Annotated in this window: 16 protein-coding genes and 1 riboswitch; of the genes, 7 read left to right on the top strand and 9 right to left on the bottom strand. The window is 65.9% G+C overall.

Features of this window, described 5'->3' with window-relative positions:
* The first annotated feature begins 421 nt into the window (after nucleotides 1-421).
* The 4 genes from lhgO to PSAL_RS13100 all read left to right on the top strand — a co-directional run bounded on the left by lhgO (nucleotide 422) and on the right by PSAL_RS13100 (nucleotide 2,857).
* The gene (lhgO, locus tag PSAL_RS13085) at nucleotides 422-1,624 is read left to right on the top strand and encodes an L-2-hydroxyglutarate oxidase (protein ID WP_119841070.1); all 1,203 of its coding nucleotides are present in this window, start codon (nucleotides 422-424) and stop codon (nucleotides 1,622-1,624) included.
* 75 nt (nucleotides 1,625-1,699) lie between these two features.
* The gene (locus tag PSAL_RS13090; protein ID WP_119841203.1) at nucleotides 1,700-2,032 is read left to right on the top strand and encodes an ArsR/SmtB family transcription factor; all 333 of its coding nucleotides are present in this window, start codon (nucleotides 1,700-1,702) and stop codon (nucleotides 2,030-2,032) included.
* Nucleotides 2,029-2,508 (top strand): SRPBCC family protein, encoded by a 480-nt coding sequence (locus PSAL_RS13095; protein WP_119841071.1) that lies wholly within the window; start codon nucleotides 2,029-2,031, stop codon nucleotides 2,506-2,508. The genes PSAL_RS13090 and PSAL_RS13095 overlap by 4 nt, the downstream gene beginning before the upstream one ends.
* Before the next feature lie 22 nt (nucleotides 2,509-2,530).
* A complete protein-coding gene (locus PSAL_RS13100; RefSeq protein WP_119841072.1) occupies nucleotides 2,531-2,857 on the top strand; it encodes a hypothetical protein in 327 nt (108 codons plus the stop codon).
* 109 nt (nucleotides 2,858-2,966) lie between these two features.
* Here the strand turns inward: PSAL_RS13100 and PSAL_RS13105 are convergent, their stop codons facing one another.
* From PSAL_RS13105 to thiB, 6 genes are all read right to left on the bottom strand, one after another.
* Nucleotides 2,967-5,303 (bottom strand): aldehyde dehydrogenase family protein, encoded by a 2,337-nt coding sequence (locus PSAL_RS13105; RefSeq protein WP_119841073.1) that lies wholly within the window; start codon nucleotides 5,301-5,303, stop codon nucleotides 2,967-2,969.
* Nucleotides 5,304-5,386: 83 nt separating this feature from the next.
* Complete coding sequence (deoC, locus tag PSAL_RS13110) at nucleotides 5,387-6,385, bottom strand: deoxyribose-phosphate aldolase (RefSeq protein WP_119841074.1); 999 nt, start codon at nucleotides 6,383-6,385, stop codon at nucleotides 5,387-5,389.
* Nucleotides 6,386-6,544: 159 nt separating this feature from the next.
* Nucleotides 6,545-7,255, bottom strand: coding sequence for a hypothetical protein (locus PSAL_RS13115; protein ID WP_119841075.1), 711 nt, complete (start codon nucleotides 7,253-7,255; stop codon nucleotides 6,545-6,547).
* Nucleotides 7,256-7,280: 25 nt separating this feature from the next.
* Nucleotides 7,281-7,973 carry a thiamine ABC transporter ATP-binding protein gene (locus tag PSAL_RS13120; RefSeq protein ID WP_119841076.1) on the bottom strand — a complete coding sequence of 231 codons (693 nt, stop codon included), beginning with the start codon at nucleotides 7,971-7,973 and terminating at the stop codon, nucleotides 7,281-7,283.
* On the bottom strand, nucleotides 7,966-9,513 hold the full coding sequence (locus PSAL_RS13125) for an ABC transporter permease family protein (RefSeq protein WP_119841077.1): 1,548 nt from the start codon (nucleotides 9,511-9,513) through the stop codon (nucleotides 7,966-7,968). The genes PSAL_RS13120 and PSAL_RS13125 overlap by 8 nt, the downstream gene beginning before the upstream one ends.
* Nucleotides 9,489-10,490: a thiamine ABC transporter substrate binding subunit gene (gene thiB, locus PSAL_RS13130; protein WP_119841204.1), complete on the bottom strand. Its 1,002-nt coding sequence runs from the start codon at nucleotides 10,488-10,490 to the stop codon at nucleotides 9,489-9,491. Before thiB ends, PSAL_RS13125 begins: the two co-directional genes overlap by 25 nt.
* Before the next feature lie 37 nt (nucleotides 10,491-10,527).
* A riboswitch (TPP riboswitch) is annotated at nucleotides 10,528-10,627 on the bottom strand.
* Nucleotides 10,628-10,804: 177 nt separating this feature from the next.
* On the opposite strand from thiB, the gene aroC reads away from it, so the two are divergent.
* Together aroC and PSAL_RS13140 are read left to right on the top strand one after the other, a co-directional pair.
* Nucleotides 10,805-11,908, top strand: a complete 1,104-nt coding sequence (gene aroC, locus PSAL_RS13135; RefSeq protein WP_119841078.1) for a chorismate synthase — start codon at nucleotides 10,805-10,807, stop codon at nucleotides 11,906-11,908.
* A complete protein-coding gene (locus tag PSAL_RS13140; RefSeq protein ID WP_119841079.1) occupies nucleotides 11,909-12,853 on the top strand; it encodes an AEC family transporter in 945 nt (314 codons plus the stop codon).
* Nucleotides 12,854-13,643: 790 nt separating this feature from the next.
* Here PSAL_RS13140 and PSAL_RS13145 read toward each other — a convergent pair.
* From PSAL_RS13145 to PSAL_RS13155, 3 genes are all read right to left on the bottom strand, one after another.
* Nucleotides 13,644-14,516 carry a DMT family transporter gene (locus tag PSAL_RS13145; protein WP_119841080.1) on the bottom strand — a complete coding sequence of 291 codons (873 nt, stop codon included), beginning with the start codon at nucleotides 14,514-14,516 and terminating at the stop codon, nucleotides 13,644-13,646.
* 273 nt (nucleotides 14,517-14,789) lie between these two features.
* Nucleotides 14,790-15,080, bottom strand: a complete 291-nt coding sequence (locus PSAL_RS13150; protein ID WP_119841081.1) for an HU family DNA-binding protein — start codon at nucleotides 15,078-15,080, stop codon at nucleotides 14,790-14,792.
* Between the two features lie 200 nt (nucleotides 15,081-15,280).
* Nucleotides 15,281-16,753, bottom strand: a complete 1,473-nt coding sequence (locus PSAL_RS13155; protein WP_119841205.1) for an AMP nucleosidase — start codon at nucleotides 16,751-16,753, stop codon at nucleotides 15,281-15,283.
* 133 nt (nucleotides 16,754-16,886) lie between these two features.
* Between PSAL_RS13155 and PSAL_RS13160 the strand changes: the two genes are divergently transcribed.
* Complete coding sequence (locus tag PSAL_RS13160; protein WP_119841082.1) at nucleotides 16,887-17,762, top strand: SDR family oxidoreductase; 876 nt, start codon at nucleotides 16,887-16,889, stop codon at nucleotides 17,760-17,762.
* Nucleotides 17,763-17,767 lie beyond the last annotated feature (5 nt).

Here is a 17,767-nt window from a genome sequence, read left to right on the forward strand (position 1 = left end):
CAGTTCCACGACGGAAAACCCGATCCCTCCCCTCTGCATCGTGAACATGGCGAAGCCGCATTCCCCATCTACACTTCCGCAAAAACGCCCTATATCACTCCCTGACCTGTGGTTCGCGAAGCACCCCGGGTTTCTCAGTCGGGCGTCGTCTCCCTTTCCCTGGAGGCGACGCCTTTCTCTTTGCCACGGCCACCGCCCGCCCCGTTTCCCTGTTCCAAATATCCCGGGGGAGCGCGCAGCGCGGGGGCAGCGCCCCCCGCCACGGGACCGCAGCGCCCAGGATCCGCCGCCATGAAAATTCGACAAAATACTTGCGGTTCGACCGGCGGTCGCAAAGGAATGGGGACCTGACACGCAGGCGACGCCAAATCCCCCGACCCTGCTTGCCGACCGTCATGAAACTACGAAAGGCAGCCTCGTCATGACCTACGATTTCTGCATCATCGGCGGCGGCATCGTCGGCCTTGCCACGGCGCGTGCGCTTCTGCAGCGCAACCCCGGCGCCAGCCTGATCCTGCTGGAAAAGGAAACCGGCCTCGGGCGGCACCAGACGGGGCATAACTCCGGCGTGATCCACTCCGGGATCTACTACGCCCCCGGTTCCTTCAAGGCGCGGCTGTGTCGCGAAGGCTGCGCGCGCACCAAGGAATTCTGCCGCGAACATGGCATCGCTTTCGAAGAACGCGGCAAGATGATCGTGGCCACCCGGGCCGATGAAATCCCCCGGCTCGACGCGCTGCATGGCCGTGCCGGTGAAAACGGTATCAAGGCCGAGCTGATCTCCGGCGCCGAGGTAATGGAACGCGAACCCGAGATCACGGCCCTGAAGGGCATCTTCGTCCCCGAAGCCGCCATCGTCAGCTATACCGAGATCCTGATCGCCCTCGCGAAGGAAATCGAGGATCAGGGCGCTGTGATCCGCTACGGTCTGCAACCGGAGGCAATCTTGGAACAGGGTGACAAGGTCACCATCACCTGCCCCGGCGAGGTCATCGAGGCGAGGAAACTGGTCGCCTGCGCCGGCATCCAATCGGACCGTGTGGCGAAGATGGCCGGGATCGACCTCGATCTGAAGATCGTGCCCTTCCGTGGCGAATACTACCGCCTGGCACCACGGCGCAATGCGGTTGTCCACGCGATGATCTACCCGGTGCCGGAACCCGGTCTGCCCTTCCTCGGCACCCATCTGACCCCGATGATCGACGGGTCGGTCAGCGTCGGCCCGAACGCCATGCTGGGCCTTGCCCGCGAAGGCTATCCCAAGTTTTCGGTCAACCTGCGCGACACGATGGACATCGTCGGCTTTCCCGGTTTCTGGAAATCCATCCTGCAATTCATCAGGCCCGGCATGAACGAACTGGGCAATTCGCTGTTCAAGTCCCGCTACCTCGAGGAATGCCGCCGCTATTGTCCGGGTCTCGAGATCGGGGATCTGACCCCGATGACCTGCGGTATCCGCGCCCAGGCGATCATGAAGGACGGCACCATGCAGCATGATTTCGTCTTCAGGACCACGGATCGCATGGTCCATGTCTGCAATGCCCCCTCTCCGGCCGCGACCTCGGCGCTGCCCATCGGGGATCTCGTCGCAGAGACCGTGCTGGGAGGTCCGGCCGCCGCCTGATCCAGGCGACCCAATATTTATCACTTCAGTTAATTAACACTTGCACGAAATATGGAATCACCGCAGCCTGCCAGCATGACCCAATTGACCCGCGCCTTCGCCGCGCTCTCCGATCCGACCCGCCTGTCGCTGATGCAGACGCTTATCCAGCGCGGCGAACTGCCTGCCGGGGCTCTGGCCGGCGAGGCCGAGATTTCCGCTCCGGCGATTTCGCGTCACCTCAAGGTGCTGCGCGAAGCGGGGCTGATCGAACAGCGGGTCGCGGGCACCCATCGCTATTACACCGCCCTGCCGCAGGCCATGGTCGCCATCCATGGCTGGTGCATGGACCACCGTGCCTTCTGGGATCGCAGCCTTGACCGGCTGGACGATCTGCTGGCGCTCGACCCCGAAGGAGACGACGCATGAAGGATACCGAGGCCGAGGCGCTGGAGCTGGTCCGCGATTACCCCGTCACCCCCGACCGTCTTTGGCGCGCGGTAACCGAGCCGGAACAGCTGTTGCAATGGTTCGGGCCCGAAGGGGTCTATATCGCCGAATGCCAGATGGATTTCCGCACCACCGGCCCCTGGACCTGTTCGATGATCGGCCGGGAAAGCGGCACGCGCTTCAAGGTATCCGGGCAGGTCACCAAGGTCGCCGCGCCCGAAGACGGCCAAGCCGAGGTCGGATTGACCTGGGCCTGGCATGACGACAGCGACCGGCGCGGCCCCGAAAGCCACGTGATCTTCCGTGTTCAGGCGACCGAAACCGGCGCCCGGCTGATCCTGCGCCACAGCGGCCTTGCCAGCGCAGAACAGGCGGACAGCCACAGCAAGGGCTGGCTCTCGGCCCTGAGGAAAATGGATATTCACCTTTCTTCCCCCGGCGTTCAGGACGCCTGACCCAAACCAGCAGGAGATTCCGATGACCCAGTTTCTGGTGATCTACAAGGCCGCAGCCTCTGCGGCGCCCGAAGCCCCCGAGGACCAGCAGGCCGCCATGGCCGCCTGGGGCGCCTGGATGGAAAAGGTCGGCACGCACCTGGCCGATCCCGGCAATCCCATCGGCAAAAGCTGGACGGTCACCGCCTCGGGTGCCGCGCCGGGGGGCAATGCCCTGCCGATCATGGGCTACACGATCCTGGAGGCCGACAGTATCGAAGCGGCCTGCCAGTTGGTCGAAGGCAACCCCATGCTCTCCGACCCCCTGGCTGAGATCGAGGTGGCGCCCATCGTGCCTATCGAGATGTAGGCGCCCAAATTAAATGGCGCGCCCATGGGCGCGCCTTGCCTCCGGCGGGAGTATTTTCGGCCAGATGAAGAGAGCCGTCGCGTTTTAACTCCGTTTTAACCCCGGACGCTCAGGCGCCGTAGGGCACCCAGATCGTCTTGACCTCGGTCGCGGCATCAAGGAAGGCGCGGCCTTCGCCGTCGTTTCCGGACCAGTCGCGGGCCTGGCCGTTATTGACCCAGGTCCGTTTGAGGTTGCCGGCGCTTTCCGCTTCGATCACGGCGCTGAGGTCACTGGAGGAGAAGCTCCAGACCGCATCGATATCGGCGTGAGAGGCCAGCGTCGGGGCCAGTTCCGCGTGATCGCCTGTCAGGATGTTCACAACCCCCGGCGGCACGTCGGAGGTATCCAGGATCTGGTAGAAATCCGTCGCGCTGAGCGGACCCTGCTGGGAGGCCACCAACACCACGCGATTGCCCATTGCGATGGCCGGCGCGAGGGACGAGATCAGGCCCAGCAGCGGCGCTTCGTCCGGGCAAAGGATGCCGATGACGCCCACGGGCGCGCGGGTGGCCAGTGCCATGCCGCGGATCGGAACGGCCCGCAGGTCTCCGGCGTATTTATCCGCCCAGGCTGCGTAGGTGAACAGACGCGATACCGCGTCAGAGACTTCGTCCGCACCCTTCTTGCCGCCGTGCAGCGCGTCGATCCGGGCGGCGAATTCGGGCGCCCGCGCTTCGAGGTTTTCGGCGATGTAATAGAGGATCTGCGCCCGCAAATGGCCGGTGGTCGCCGACCATGCGGCCGCGCCGCGCGCCGCTTCGACGGCGTTGCGGATGTCCTTGCGGCTGGCCCGCGCGATCTGGCCCAGAACGGCACCTGTCTTGCCATGGATGGTTTGGGTATAGCCGCTGTCTGGGCGCGCCTGCTTGCCCCCGACATACAGCTTCGCGGTCCGGTCCAGCCCTTCGGGCGCGCCGGGTTTGCCGCTGTAGACCTCATGGGATTTCAGCGATTTTGTCCGCGTCGTGGGGCGGGTGTAGGCGGACAGCCCTTCCCAGCCGCCCTCCCGGCCAAAGCCGCTTTCGCGCAGCCCGCCGAAGCCGGCGGCGGCGTCGAACATGTTGGACCCGTTGATCCAGATCACCCCGGCCTCGAGCTTGGGCGCGATGTCGAGGGCGGTGTTGATATTCTCGCTCCAGAGGCTGGCGGCGAGGCCGAAGCGGGTGTCGTTGGCCATGGCGACGACCTCGGGCGGGGTGCGGAAGGTGGTGGCGACCAGGACAGGGCCGAAGATTTCCTCCTGCATCAGCGGATCGGCCGGGGACAGGCCGGTGATCAGCGTGGGCGGGTAGAAGCAGCCCTCCGGCGCGGCGCAGGGTTGGTGGATTTCGCCCGCCGACGCATCCACAAGCCCACGGATCCGGTCCAGCTGGACGGGGTCGACGATGGCGCCGATGTCGATGCACTTGTCCAGCGGATCGCCCTGCCGCAGGTGGGTCATGCGGGTCTTCAGCCGCGCGATGAAGGTTTCGGCCACGCCTTCCTGCACCAGCAGCCGCGCGCCGGCACAGCAGACCTGGCCACCGTTCAGCCAGATCGCATCGACCAGCCCTTCGATGGCACTGTCGATATCCGCGTCCTCGAAGACAATGAAGGGCGACTTGCCACCCAGTTCCAGCGTCAACGCCTTGCCCTGCCCGGCTGTGGCGGTGCGGATCTTGCGCCCCACCTCGGTCGAACCGGTGAAGGCCACCTTGTCGACGCCATCATGGGCAACCAGGGCCGCGCCGACGGCGCCATCGCCGGTCAGGATGTTCACGACCCCCGCCGGAACCCCGGCCTGCTGGCAGATCTCGGCGAACAGCAAGGCGGTCAGCGGCGTGTACTCGGCCGGTTTCAGAACCACCGTGTTGCCCATGGCCAGCGCCGGAGCGACCTTCCAGGCCAACATCAGCAGCGGGAAGTTCCAGGGGATCACCTGCGCACAGACGCCAAGGGCCTCGCGCCCCGGCAACTCTGCCTCCATCAGCTGAGCCATCCCGGCGTGGTAATAGAAATGCCGCGCCACCAGCGGGATATCCAGATCGCGCGCCTCGCGGATCGGCTTGCCGCAATCGAGCGTTTCCAGCACCGAAAACAGCCGCGCATGTTTTTGCACCAGCCGCGCCAGCGCATAAAGCACCCGCGCGCGCGCCTTGCCGCCCAGCTTTTCCCAGCCCGGCTGCGCCTTGCGCGCGGCCTTGATGGCCGCCTCGATATCCTCGGGCCCAGCCTGGGTGACCTCGGCCAGCACATCGCCACTGGCCGGGTTGCGGGTTTCAAACACCGTCCCCGGCGCGGTGAAGGCCCCGCCGATGAAGACACCAAAACGCCCCTCGTGCTGCGCGATCCAGGCCGTCGCCTCGCCCGCTGCTTCGCGCGCAGGACCGTAGTCCATGGTCTCGAAGATCTCTTTCACGCTCATCTCCGCATCCTTCCGGCTTTCGGCTTCGGGCTTTCAGGCGCATCGCCCGATCTTCACCCTGTCTCAAATACTCAGATCACGGCCTAACCGGCCGCGTGCCGCCAGCTGGCCGAATAGGCGCCGGTGACGTGGTGCTCCAACTGGCGCTCGATATCGCCAAGCAGGCTGGAGGCGCCGAAACGGAACAGATCGGGCCGCAGCCAGCGGTCGCCAAGCTCTTCCTTGATCAGCGACAGGTAGACCAGCGCGTCCTTGGCCTTGGAAATTCCGCCTGCCGGCTTGTACCCGACGCGATAGCCGGTGCGGTCGTGATAGTCCCGGATCGCCCGGATCATCACCAGGCTGACGGGCAGGGTCGCATTGATGCTTTCCTTGCCGGTCGAGGTCTTGATGAAATCCGCCCCCGCCATCATGCAGACCAGGCTGGCCTTGGCGACGTTTTGCAACGTCCCCAGCTCGCCCGTCGCCAGGATCGCCTTCACATGAGCCTCGCCGCAGGCCGCCCGGAACGCCTGCATCTCGTCATAGAGCGCCTGCCAATTGCCGGTCAGCACATGGCGGCGCGAGATCACGATGTCGATTTCCGCGGCCCCGGCTTCGACGCTTTCACCGATCTCGGCCAGCCGCAGGTGGAAGGGCGACAGCCCGGCGGGAAAACCCGTCGACACGGCGGCAACGGGGATACCGCTGCCCTCCAGCGCCTCGACCGCCGCCGGGACCATGTCGTGATAGACGCAGATCGCCCCGGTGGTCAGCCCCTGCATGCCCAGTGCCTGCAAAAGGTCGGCCCGCACCGGCTGACGCGCCTTGGCGCATAGCCGACGCACCCGGCCTTCTGTGTCGTCCCCGCCCAGGGTGGTCAGGTCGATGCAGGAAATCGCGCGGCAGAGCCAGGCCGCCTGGTGGTCCTTCTTGACCGACCGCCGCCCCGGCAGGCTGGCCGTGCGTCGTTCGATAGCCGACCGGTTGGCCCGCGCAGAAGACACCCAGCCAAGATCGAGCTCGGTGCCGGGGTTGCGCGGCTCGGTCACGGGCAGGGTTGCCAGTTCGGTCGCGGCTCCTGTGTCCTTCGTGGGCAGCATGGCGGGCTCCTGTCGGTCTTGCGCTTGGCCGGCGTGGCTGTCGCCTTGGCCGGGTCCGGGGGCTATCGGGTCGCGCGGACATTCCCACGGGATCGGCCATCACGCAAGCCGGGCCGGGCGTCGCACCCGGCCATGACCCAGCGGCACGTCCCGGCGACATCAACCCGCAACGAGAAATTTCTTTGCCAGCGCCCGGAAACCCGCGCGCGCCAGCGCCTCGTCCCGCGTTTCCGTCACCGGGACATAAAGCCCCTGCAAGGCACCAAGATAGGCCTTGGCCAGCGGCCCATAGCCCAGAAGCACGGCCTGCTGGCCCAGCCAGAGGCTTTTCGCGGCGGCCATTTCTGCGCCCAGAAGCGCGGCCAGCCCTTTGCCCGGCCCCGTGGCCTCGGCCAGCAGGAAGGGCAGCCGTTCGGCCCGCGACATGGCGTCATCCAGCCCCTCGGGGGCGACATCCGCACAGCCAAGCAGCCCGGCCAGACGCCCGGTCACGCTGGCCTGCATGTAAATGGCCTCGCCCGCGCTCAGCGTCACCCAAAGCGTCCGTTCCGCACCGACCACCAGCGCCAGACCGTCCCAAGTGGGGTTCAGTGCCTGAAAGCCGATCAGCCGCAGCCGGCATTCCGCTGGAATCCCGCCCAGCGGCGGCAGATGGAACCCTTCGGCGCTGCGGGGCAATTGATCGGGCAACAGTTCGGAGGGCAGCGGATCGGCCGGCACGGCGGCATGTCCGACAACGAAACGCTGTTCGGGGGGCAGATCACGCGGCCCACAGGGGCCCCGGTCATCCCAGAGCCTCTCTCCGTCGATCTCTATCCCCAACCAATCCATGCCCTTTGAGTAATCCGGCAGGGCACGGGGGTCAATCATTGCGCGCACGGCCGCCCTGAGCGCCTCAGCCGAGGTACCGCTTCAGCGCCTCGGGCGGATTGTCGAGCATCTCCAGCGCGGGACGTGGCGGCCAGGCGGTCCCGTCATCGACAAGGATCAGGTCATCGGCAATACGGCGGGCATCCTGGGGGTCATGGCTGACCATCAGCAGGGTCGCCCCGGTTTCCTCGGCCAGGGCCGCCACGAGGTCCAGCATCTCGGCCCGCAGCGCCGGTCCAAGCGCGGCAAAGGGTTCATCCAGCAGCAGCAAGGGCCGGTCCTGCACAAGAATGCGGGCCAGCGCAGCGCGGCTTTGCTGACCTCCCGAAAGCGCACCGGGGCGGCGGTCCCCCAGCCCTGCCAGACCGACACGATCCAGCGCGGCGGACACCCGGTCGCGATCCTCGGCGCTCAGCCGCAGACCGGGGGCCTTTCCCAGCGCGACATTGCGGAAAATATCCAGATGCGGCAGCAGGTTGCCATCCTGAAACAGCATGGCAACCGGGCGCTTTCCGGGGCCGGTATCATCCAGACTTTGCCCGTCCCAAAGCACCTGCCCCGCGCTTTGCGGAAAGAAGCCCGCGATGGTCGACAGCAACGTCGACTTGCCGGCGCCCGAGGGGCCGATCACTGCCGCCCGCCGCCCCCGGGGCAGGGTGAAATCCGCCGTCAGGGAGAAACTGCCCTGGGTGATCCGCAGATCGCGTAGTTCAAGCATGCCGCCCCCGGCCTCCCCTATCAAAAACCCAGAAGATACCAAAGCTGAGCAGCAACAGGATCAGCCCCGCCGCCGAGGCCGCGTCGCTGCGATAGCTGCCCATCAGGCGGAACATCAGCAGCGGCAGGGTTTCCTGCCCCGGCGAGCCGAACAGCGTGATCACCCCGAGGTCGCCCATCGAAAGCGCCCCCGCCAGCCCGGCGGTGAACCCCAGCGGTCCGGCCAGCCGCGGCAGGGTCAGCCAGCGCAGCCGCGCGATGCCGCGCAGACCCAGCTGGTCGGACAGGCGTCCGTAGTCGGATTCGACCCGCTCGTAGGCCGGCGCCAGCATTCGCAGGCAGAATGGCAGCGCCATCAGCGTGTTGACCAGCACCGTGACCGGCAGGGCGAGGCGTCCGGGGATCATCACCGGGTTCACGATCAGGAAATACCCGGTGCCCAGCACCAGCGGCGACAGGGCCAGTGGCAACAGGCCGATGCCCTGGATCAGGCGGCTTTGCCCCGCCGCCAGCGCCAGCGCCAGCAGCGTCGTGGTCAGCGCCGAAGCCAGTGCGACGACGACCGAATTGCCCATGGCGGGCCAGATCGTCGCCGGCAGATCCCGCATCCCCGTCACCCCCGCCGCCGCGACCGCCAGCACCGGCGCCAGAAGAAAGACCGTGGCAAGGCAGAGGCAAAGCGCATCATAGCTGCGTCGCCAGCCACCCGGCGCGTCCCAGCGGGGCAGAAGCCGGTCAAGGCCCGCGCCGCTGCCCTCCATCCGGGTGACCATTAGCGCCACCATGGCCGCGCCCGCGACCAGCAGGGTCTGCATCAGGGCGAGCATCGCGGCGCGCCCGAGGTCGAAGTCGAACAGGAAAGCCTGATAAATCGCCAGTTCCACAGTGGTGGCCCGGGGACCGCCGCCAAGGATCAGGGCGACGGCAAAGCTGGCAAGGCAGATGGCAAAGATCGCCGCCAGCGCGCCGGGGATCACCTGGCGCAGCATCGGTGCTTCGAGCAGGCGGAAGATCATGCGCGGCGGCAGGTCCAGTTGCGCCGCGAGGCGAAAGCGCTCGGCGGGGATGGCCTGCCAGCCCTGAAGGATCATCCGGGTGGCCAGCGGCATGTTGAAGAAGACATGCGCGATCACGACCCCATGCAGCCCGTAAATGCGATAGGGGCCAAGCCCCAGCGGGCCGAGCAGGCGATTGACGAGGCCCTGGGTCCCGAAAACCGCCAACAGCCCCATGACCGCGACAATCACCGGCAGGATGAAGGGCGCGCCGGTCAGCGACACCAGCAGACGCCGCCCGGCAAAGCGGCGGCGTGCCAGCGCGCGGGCCACGGGAATGGCCAGCAGCACCGACACCAGCGCCGACAGCGCGGCCTGCGTCAGGGTAAAGCGCAGCGCGGCCCAATCGGCGGCACCGGGCAGGCTGGCGCCGCCCGCGCGCAGAAAGATCGCCGCAAGCGGCGCGCCCAGCAGGACCAGCAGCCCCAGGGCTGCCCCCCGGCCAAGCGCGCGCCCCATGGTCAGCGCGCCAGGGCGTTGCGCCATTCGTCCAGCGCCGTGGCGCGGATTGCCTCGGCGTCGTCGGGGCTCATCAGCAGGGCCTTCGAGGGATCAACGATCTGGTCAAAGGCCGGCGGCAGGCCTTCATCCGGCATGACGGCGGGATACATCCAGTTGGTGGTCGGCAGGATCGCCTGCGCCTCTGATCCCGTCAGGAATTGCAGGAAGGCATCGGCCAGCGCGGGCTGGTCGGTGGCCGCCAGCTTGGCGGCGACCTCGATCTGCAGGTAGTTCCCTTCCTCGAAGGGAACGGCGACCTTCGAGGCATCGTCTTCGGCGATGACATGGTAGGCGGGCGATGTCGTGTAGCTGAGCACCATGTCCGCTTCGCCTTCAAGGAACATGCCGTAGGCTTCTGACCAGCCGGGGGTCACGGTGACGATATTGTCCGACAGGGCGTCCCAGATCGCGGGCGCCTCGTCGCCGTAGGCCGCCTTGACCCAGAGCAGCAGCCCAAGACCGGGGGTCGAGCTGCGCGGGTCCTGGATGACGATGCTCGTATCGCTGTCCGCAAGGGCGCGGAACGAGGTCGGCAGGTCCGCGCCTTCGTTGCCGACAAAGGCGAAATAGCCCCAGTCGAAGGGCACGAAGGTCGTGTCCGTCCAGGTCTGCGGCAGGTCGTAATCCGCCGTGACATCGGTTTCGGCAAACAGCCCCGTGGCCTTGGCCGCACCCATCAGCGAGGTGTCCAGACCGACAACGACGTCCGCCTGGGACCGCGCGCCTTCCAGCCGGAGGCGCGACAGAAGCGCCGCGCCGTCCCCCGCCGGGGTGAAGACCACATCGCAGTCACAGGTTTCCTCGAAAGCCGCGGCGATGGCCGGGCCCGGCCCCCAGTCGGGCGTGAAGCTGTCGTAGGTATAGACGTTGAGGACGGGCAATTCTTCGGGTGGTGTCTGGGAAGTCTGGGCGGCCGCATGGCCTGCGATCAGACAACCCGCGGCGAGTGCAAGATGCTTCACGGCATCCTCCTTGAGCTGCGGGCGGAGAAAGAGGGGGCCATGGGCGCCGGACCTTCCCTCCGCCGGTTTTAACCGGATCAGGTTCAACGGGTTCGCATCTGCATCTCAGCCCTTTTGGGGCACCCCGAGGTAAGGCAAAGCATAGGCGGGCGGTTGGGGAGCCGCAAGGGGTGGCGGGGGCTCTGCCCCGTCTCCGTACCGGAGACTCCCCGGGATATTTGGAACAGGGAAACGGGGTGGCGCGCGCCACGGGTGGAATTGCACATGGCAGGGCTTTGGGGTAACTGCGAGACGATCACCTTCCGGAGCCGGACATGTCATTAAATTCCTTCGGACATCTCTTTCGTGTGACGACCTGGGGCGAAAGCCATGGCCCGGCGCTTGGCGCGACGGTGGATGGCTGTCCGCCGGGGGTCGACGTCGATGTCGCGCAGTTGCAGGGCTGGCTGGATCGCCGCAAACCCGGACAGAACAAGTATACCACCCAGCGGCGCGAGGCCGACGAGGTGGAGATCCTTTCAGGCGTCTTCGAGGGCAAGACCACCGGCACGCCTGTGCAGATGATGATCCGCAATACCGACCAGAGGTCCAAGGATTACGGCGATATTGCCGAGAAATTCCGCCCCGGCCATGCGGATATCACCTATTGGCAGAAGTACGGCATTCGCGATTATCGCGGCGGAGGGCGGTCTTCGGCCCGCGAGACGGCCGCGCGGGTGGCCGCCGGTGGGCTGGCGCGGGCCGCGCTGGACAAGCTGGCGCCGGGGATCGAGATCCGGGGCTACATGACCCAGGTCGGGCCGCATGGCATCGACCGGGCCAGCTTTGACGAGGCGCAGATCGATCAGAACCCCTTCTGGTGTCCCGATGCCGGCGCAGCGGCGCAGTGGGCAGACTACCTCGACGGGCTGCGCAAGAGCGGCAATTCGGTCGGCGCGATATGCGAAGTGGTGGCGCGCGGGGTGCCTGCGGGGCTGGGCGCGCCGATCTACGGCAAACTCGACACCGACCTCGCCGCTGCGATGATGTCGATCAATGCCGTCAAGGGCGTGGAGATCGGCGAGGGCATGAACGCTGCCTGCCTGACAGGCGAGGACAATGCCGACGAGATCTTTTTGGGGAACGACGGCGCGCCCGTCTACAGCTCCAACCACGCAGGCGGGATCCTTGGCGGGATTTCCACCGGGCAGGATCTGGTGGTGCGCTTTGCGGTGAAGCCGACGAGTTCGATCCTGAAGACAAGACAGACGATTACCCGGCGCGGGGAGGCGACCGAGATCGTGACCAAGGGGCGGCACGACCCCTGCGTGGGTATCCGCGCCGTGCCGGTGGGGGAGGCGATGATGGCGCTGGTGGTTCTGGATCACCTGCTTTTGCATCGCGGACAGATAGGGGACGGTGGCGGCAGGATCGGCTAGATGCTGTCCGTCCTGTCGATCACCTTTCCGATCTTTGCCATTGTGGGTCTGGGGTATGTGCTGACCCGCAAGGGCGTTTTCGCCCCCCGCGACATGGCTGTCCTTGGCAATTTCGTCATGATGCTGGCCATGCCCGCACTGCTTTTCCATGCCACGGCCACCCGCAGTTTCGGCGAATTGATCGACCCCGGCTTTCTTGTCCTTCTCGCTCTGGCCGGGCTGACCACGCAGGGCATCGCCTGGACCGCGCTGAAGCTGTGGGGCACCGGACCGGCGCGGCGGGCCATCGGGGTGCTTGGCGCGGCCACACCCAATTCCGCCTTTCTGGCCTATCCGATCATGCAGATCCTGTTCCCCGAGATCGCGCCCCGCGTGCTGGCCATGTGCCTGCTGGTCGAGAATTTCGTGCTGAGCCCCATCGGTCTGGTCATGATCGAAGCCACCAACCCTTCCGAGCAACGCCATCCGCTGCGCGTCATCGGGACGCTGGCCCTGTCGGTGCTGCGCCGGCCCTTCATCATCGGGCTGATTTTGGGGGCGGGGGTTTCGGTATCGGGGCTGCATATGCCTGTTGCTCTGGACCGGACCCTGGACTTGTTGTCCCAGGCGGCTTCCCCGCTGGCGCTGTTCGTGATCGGGGGATCTCTGGTCGGGCTGCCCTTGCGCGGGAATTTTCGCCTGGCCGGGGCGCTTGCCGCCTTCAAGTTGTTCCTGCACCCGCTGATCGCGCTGACCTGGGTGCTGATGCTGGTCCTGATCGGCCTTCCTGCGCCGAGCGGCGATTGGGAAGTCGCCTTGATCCTGTCCACCGCCATGCCGATTTTCGGCATCTTCCCCCTGCTGGCCAGAAATTCCCCGCATTCCGGCGCGGCCTCCCTGGCGGTGATGGTCTCGACCGTGGGGGCGTTCTTTTCGCTGCCTGTATTGATCGCGCTGCTGGCCTGAGGGGCCGGTGGCCATGCAGGCCGGGCCCCTTTGCGAATTGTTAATCATTTAAGCCGAGCCTTTGTCCCCAGAAACAGGGTCTTTGTGACAGACCGGATCCGCCGACAGGCTGGCGGGGCGTTGGTTTCAGGAGGCAGGCTTGGCAATGCGTCAGGACATTCTATTCGGCAATCGGGGCTTTGCGGCTGAGGACCTGTCGCCGCAGCGGGGTCGCCGCGAAAGCAGATTGATGGGGATCAGCCTGGTTGCGGTGGCCGCGATAGCCGGGGCGGTTGCCCTGCTGTCGGGGTGGTTCGGCGGGTTACCGGCAAATGCACAGGCGGGCGGGACGGTGTTGCCAGCGCGCGGATGGAAACCGGAAGAGGCCGAAACGACAGCTTCGGGGACAGCAGGCAGCGCGATAGTCGCCAATTGGATCGACCGTGATCCGGCGGCGGGGAATCCCGCAACAGGCAATCGGCAAGGGGAGCTTCCGCCACGGGATCAGGGGGCCATCTTACAGGCACAGGCCTTTTCCGACCCCCTGGCCCGATCGGAACAGGCAAGCCGATCAGGCGCAGCGGGAGTTTGGCAGGTATCCGGGACTGGGAGCAATCTTGACCCGCACTGATCAGCCCGGCTGGTCCGGCACCTGCCGAAAGACCACCACTCACGAGCAGTACAGGGGCATCGCGGCGGGACAATCCTGCGGTGCCCCTTTTCTCGTTTCCGGGGCAAGCACCGCAATGCGCCCCAGCCGATATGGCATTTGGCGATCGAAGTCGGGGCTGCTTCGGAAGCGCAGGCCGGTTCAGCCGACAGTTTTCTGGCGCGACAACTGCACCGCCAGGATGCCCGCCGCAACGATGGCCACCCCAACCAGATCCAGCGGGCCGATGGCCTCGCCCAGGATCAGGGCCGCGACCAGAACCCCGAAGAAGGGGTTCAGGAAATGGAAGGTCGCAGCCTTCACCGCCCCGATCCGGTTGACCAGCAGGAACCACAACCAGGTGGCCGCCACGCCCGGCACCAGGACAGTATAGGAGAAGGCGGCAATCAAGCTCGGGCTCCAGGTCACATGCCAGGTTTCAAAGACCGAGGCGGCGATGGCCAGCGCCGCCGCACCGATCAACATCTGGTAGCCGACGACGCTCATCACGTTGCCCCCGCCCGAGGCGCCGCGCGCCGACAGGGTGGCCACGGCCAGCGCCGCCGTACCGATGATGCAGATCAGGATGCCGGTCAGGTCCGCCCCGCCGGAAATCCGCGTTCCCATGATCAAAGCTGCGCCGAGCACCCCCAGAACAAGGCCCGAAACCGCCAGGGGGCGCAGCCTTTCGCCCAGCACGATCCAGCCGAACAGCCCGACCATCAGCGGCATGGTCGAGGCGATGATCGAGGCAAGCCCCGCTTCTATCCATTGCATCGCGATGAAGAACAGCCCCAGGTACAGCGCGTTCTGACAGATTCCGAAGATCACCGTGGCCTTCCATTGCGCCCGGTTCAGCCGCCAGCTTTGGCCCATGGCGCGGGCCAGGGCCAGGGCGATGAGCCCCGACAGCAGGAAGCGCAGCGACAGCGAATACATCGGCGGCGCATGGGCCACGATGATCCGGGCCGAGGTAAAGGCCGAGGACCACATGAAGGCAAAGGCCAGCCCCATGGCGATGGCACGAATATCCATTTTGTCCCTCTCCGACATACTGGGGCCGGAAGGGCGCCCCTCTGGCTGGGCGGAGATAACCAGAGCCCTTGTCGACAGGAAACCCCCCGCAGTCGCAGATGCGCCAGTGCGCGCCGTCGCGACCACGCGCCTCCCGAAGGCAGCACGGAAAATTACTTAGTAAAAACATGCTGTTGAAACGCCAAAGGCCACCCGGGAGGGCGGCCTTTCAACATATCATACCATGGCAGCCATGCAGGAGCATCAAGGCCAGGGAAGCGTCCCGCAGGTCGCTTATTCGCCGTTGACGCTGTCTTTCAGGGCCTTGGCGATGGTCATCTTGACGACCTTGTCGGCTTCTTTCTTGATCTGCGCACCGGTGGCCGGGTTGCGGACCATGCGCTCGGGGCGCTCGCGGCAGTAGATCTTGCCGACGCCGGGCAGGGTCACTGCGCCGCCTTCGGAGACTTCCTTGGTAATGATTGCCACCACGGCATCAAGCGCGGTGGAAGCGGTTTTCTTGTCTTCGCCCATTTCCTCGGCCAGTGCGGCTACGAGTTGGGTCTTGGTCATCGGCTTTGCCATTCGATGGTCTCCTTTCACTGCCCGATCTGTTGGGCCTCGTGCGGGGCATATAACCGGATGTAGGGGAGCGACACAACAAATTGAGTATGTTTTCCTGCCTTTTTTGCCTTGCGATGCAGGGGAAGGCAGGGTCTCGCCGATCTGCACGGTTCACGGGAGCGCCAAAATCGGCATCGGTCGACAGCGCCCCCGCAAAGGTGTCACAGAAAGGCGGTTTCCTCGAAGCTGCGCAACTTGCGGCTGTGCAATCGCTCCAACGGCATGTCGCGGAGGCTTTCCATTGCGCGAATCCCGATCATCAGGTGGCGCGAGACCTGCGTGGTGTAGAAATCGGACGCCATGCCGGGCAATTTCAGCTCTCCGTGCAGGGGCTTGTCACTGACGCACAGCAGCGTGCCATAGGGCACCCGGAACCGGAACCCATTGGCCGCGATGGTGGCACTTTCCATGTCCAGCGCAACGGCGCGGGATTGCGACAGGCGCTGCACCGGACCGGTCTGATCGCGCAGTTCCCAGTTGCGATTGTCGAGGCTGGCGACGGTGCCGGTGCGCATGATCCGCTTCAGATCATAGCCTTCCAGCTGGGTCTCGGCCTCGACCGCCTCTTCCAGCGCAACCTGGATCTCGGCCAGGGCGGGGATCGGGACCCAGACCGGCAGATCGTCGTCCAGCACCTTGTCTTCGCGCAGATAGGCATGGGCGAGGACGAAATCGCCCAGGGTCTGCGAGTTGCGCAGCCCGGCACAATGGCCGACCATGATCCAGGCATGGGGGCGCAACACGGCGATATGGTCGGTCGCGGTCTTGGCGTTGGACGGACCGACGCCGATATTGACCAGGGTGATCCCCATCGCCCCTTCGCGTTTCAGGTGGTAGGCGGGCATCTGCGGCGCCTTGGCAACCGGCGGGACCAGGTCGTTGGGGCCCGTGATCTCGACATTTCCGGTGGTGACGAAACTGGTGTAGCCGCTGTCGGGATCGGCCAGCATGGCACGGGCGAAAGCTTCGAATTCCGAGACGTAGAACTGGTAGTTGGTGAACAGCACGTGGTTCTGGAAATGTTCGGGGTCTGTGGCCGTGTAGTGGCTGAGCCGGGCCAGTGAATAATCCACCCGCTGCGCGGTGAAGGGGGCCAGCGGTTCGACCCCGTCGGGGCCCGGCACGGCGATCCCGTTGACGATGTCGTCATTGGTATTGGTCAGGTCCGGCACGTCGAAGACATCGCGCAGGGTAAAGGCCGCAGCGCCTTCGTGGGGCACGGTCACCGACGGGTCGCGGGCCACGGCGAAATGCACCGGCATCGGCGTATCCGACGGGCCAACCTGCACCGTGGTGCCGTAATTGCGGATCAGCTGGCCGATCTGCTGGATCAGGTAATTGCGGAACAGGTCCGGGCGCGTGATCGTCGCTGCATGGGTCCCCGGTGCCGCCACGTGACCAAAGCTGAGCCGGCTGTCGATCTTGGCAAAGCTCGTCGTGGTGATGCGAACCTCGGGATAAAAGGCACGGATACGCGCCTCTGGGCGGGTCGCGGTCAGCATCGCCTCCATGAAGCGGTCCTGAAGAAACCCCGCTGCCGTGTCGTAAAGCAAGATCAGGCGGTCGACCGCAGCCTCCGCATCGGTAAAGCTTTCCGTTTGCGGGACATCCGGGGTCAGAACACGCTCGGTCATCGGAATCTCCTTTTCGCCCTTTTTGTCCCGCCCGGCGCGAAGGTGCAAGCACAGGCGCAGCACTTGGCCCCTTAGGTTCCCCCGCCGTGCCACACCCCTTGCCTCTGCTGACGGGCGCGGCGAAACTGCTGGCATGAACGCCCTGATGATTTCCTTCGGCCATGGCTATTCGGCCCGTGCCCTGACCCCGATCCTTCTGGAGCAGGGCATGGCATTGCATGGCACCACCCGCAGCGATGAAAAACGCGCGGCCATCACCGCCAGCGGCGTGACGGCCCATGTCTTTCCCGGCGCGCCGCTGGAACCCCTGCTGGACCGCGCGACCCATCTGCTGATTTCCGCCGGCCCGGATGCGGAGGGCGACCCGGTGCTGCGCCACCTTGGCGCGGCGATTGCGGCGCGGGCGGGTCAGTTCGACTGGGTCGGCTACCTGTCCACCACCGGTGTCTACGGCGATCACGACGGCGATTGGGTGGACGAAACCACGCCCCTGACCCCATCGACGCGACGCGGAACCTGGCGGATGCAGGCCGAGGCCGCCTGGTCCGCGATCCCCGGCCTGCCGTTGCATATATTCCGTCTTGCCGGGATCTATGGTCCGGGGCGCGGTCCCTTTGCCAAGGTGCGCGCCGGCACCGCGCGGCGCATCCTGAAGCCCGGTCAGGTCTTCAGCCGCATCCATGTCGAGGACATCGCCCAGACCCTTGCCGCCTCCATCGCGCATCCCGACCCCGGCGCGATCTACAATGTCTGCGACGACGACCCGGCCCCGCCGCAGGATGTGATCGGCCATGCCGCCACCCTGCTGGGCCTGCCCCTGCCCGAAGCCGAGGATTTCGCATCCGCCGACATGACCCCCATGGCCCGCAGCTTCTACGCCGAAAGCAAGCGGGTGCGGAACAACCGCATCAAGGACGCACTTGGCGTCAAGCTGCGTTATCCGTCCTATCGGGACGGGCTCGCCGCGCTACTGGCGCTGGAACCGGCTGATGAAGCGGATAATAAATGAACCGG

Source organism: Pseudooceanicola algae, assembly GCF_003590145.2.
GTDB lineage: Bacteria > Pseudomonadota > Alphaproteobacteria > Rhodobacterales > Rhodobacteraceae > Pseudooceanicola > Pseudooceanicola algae.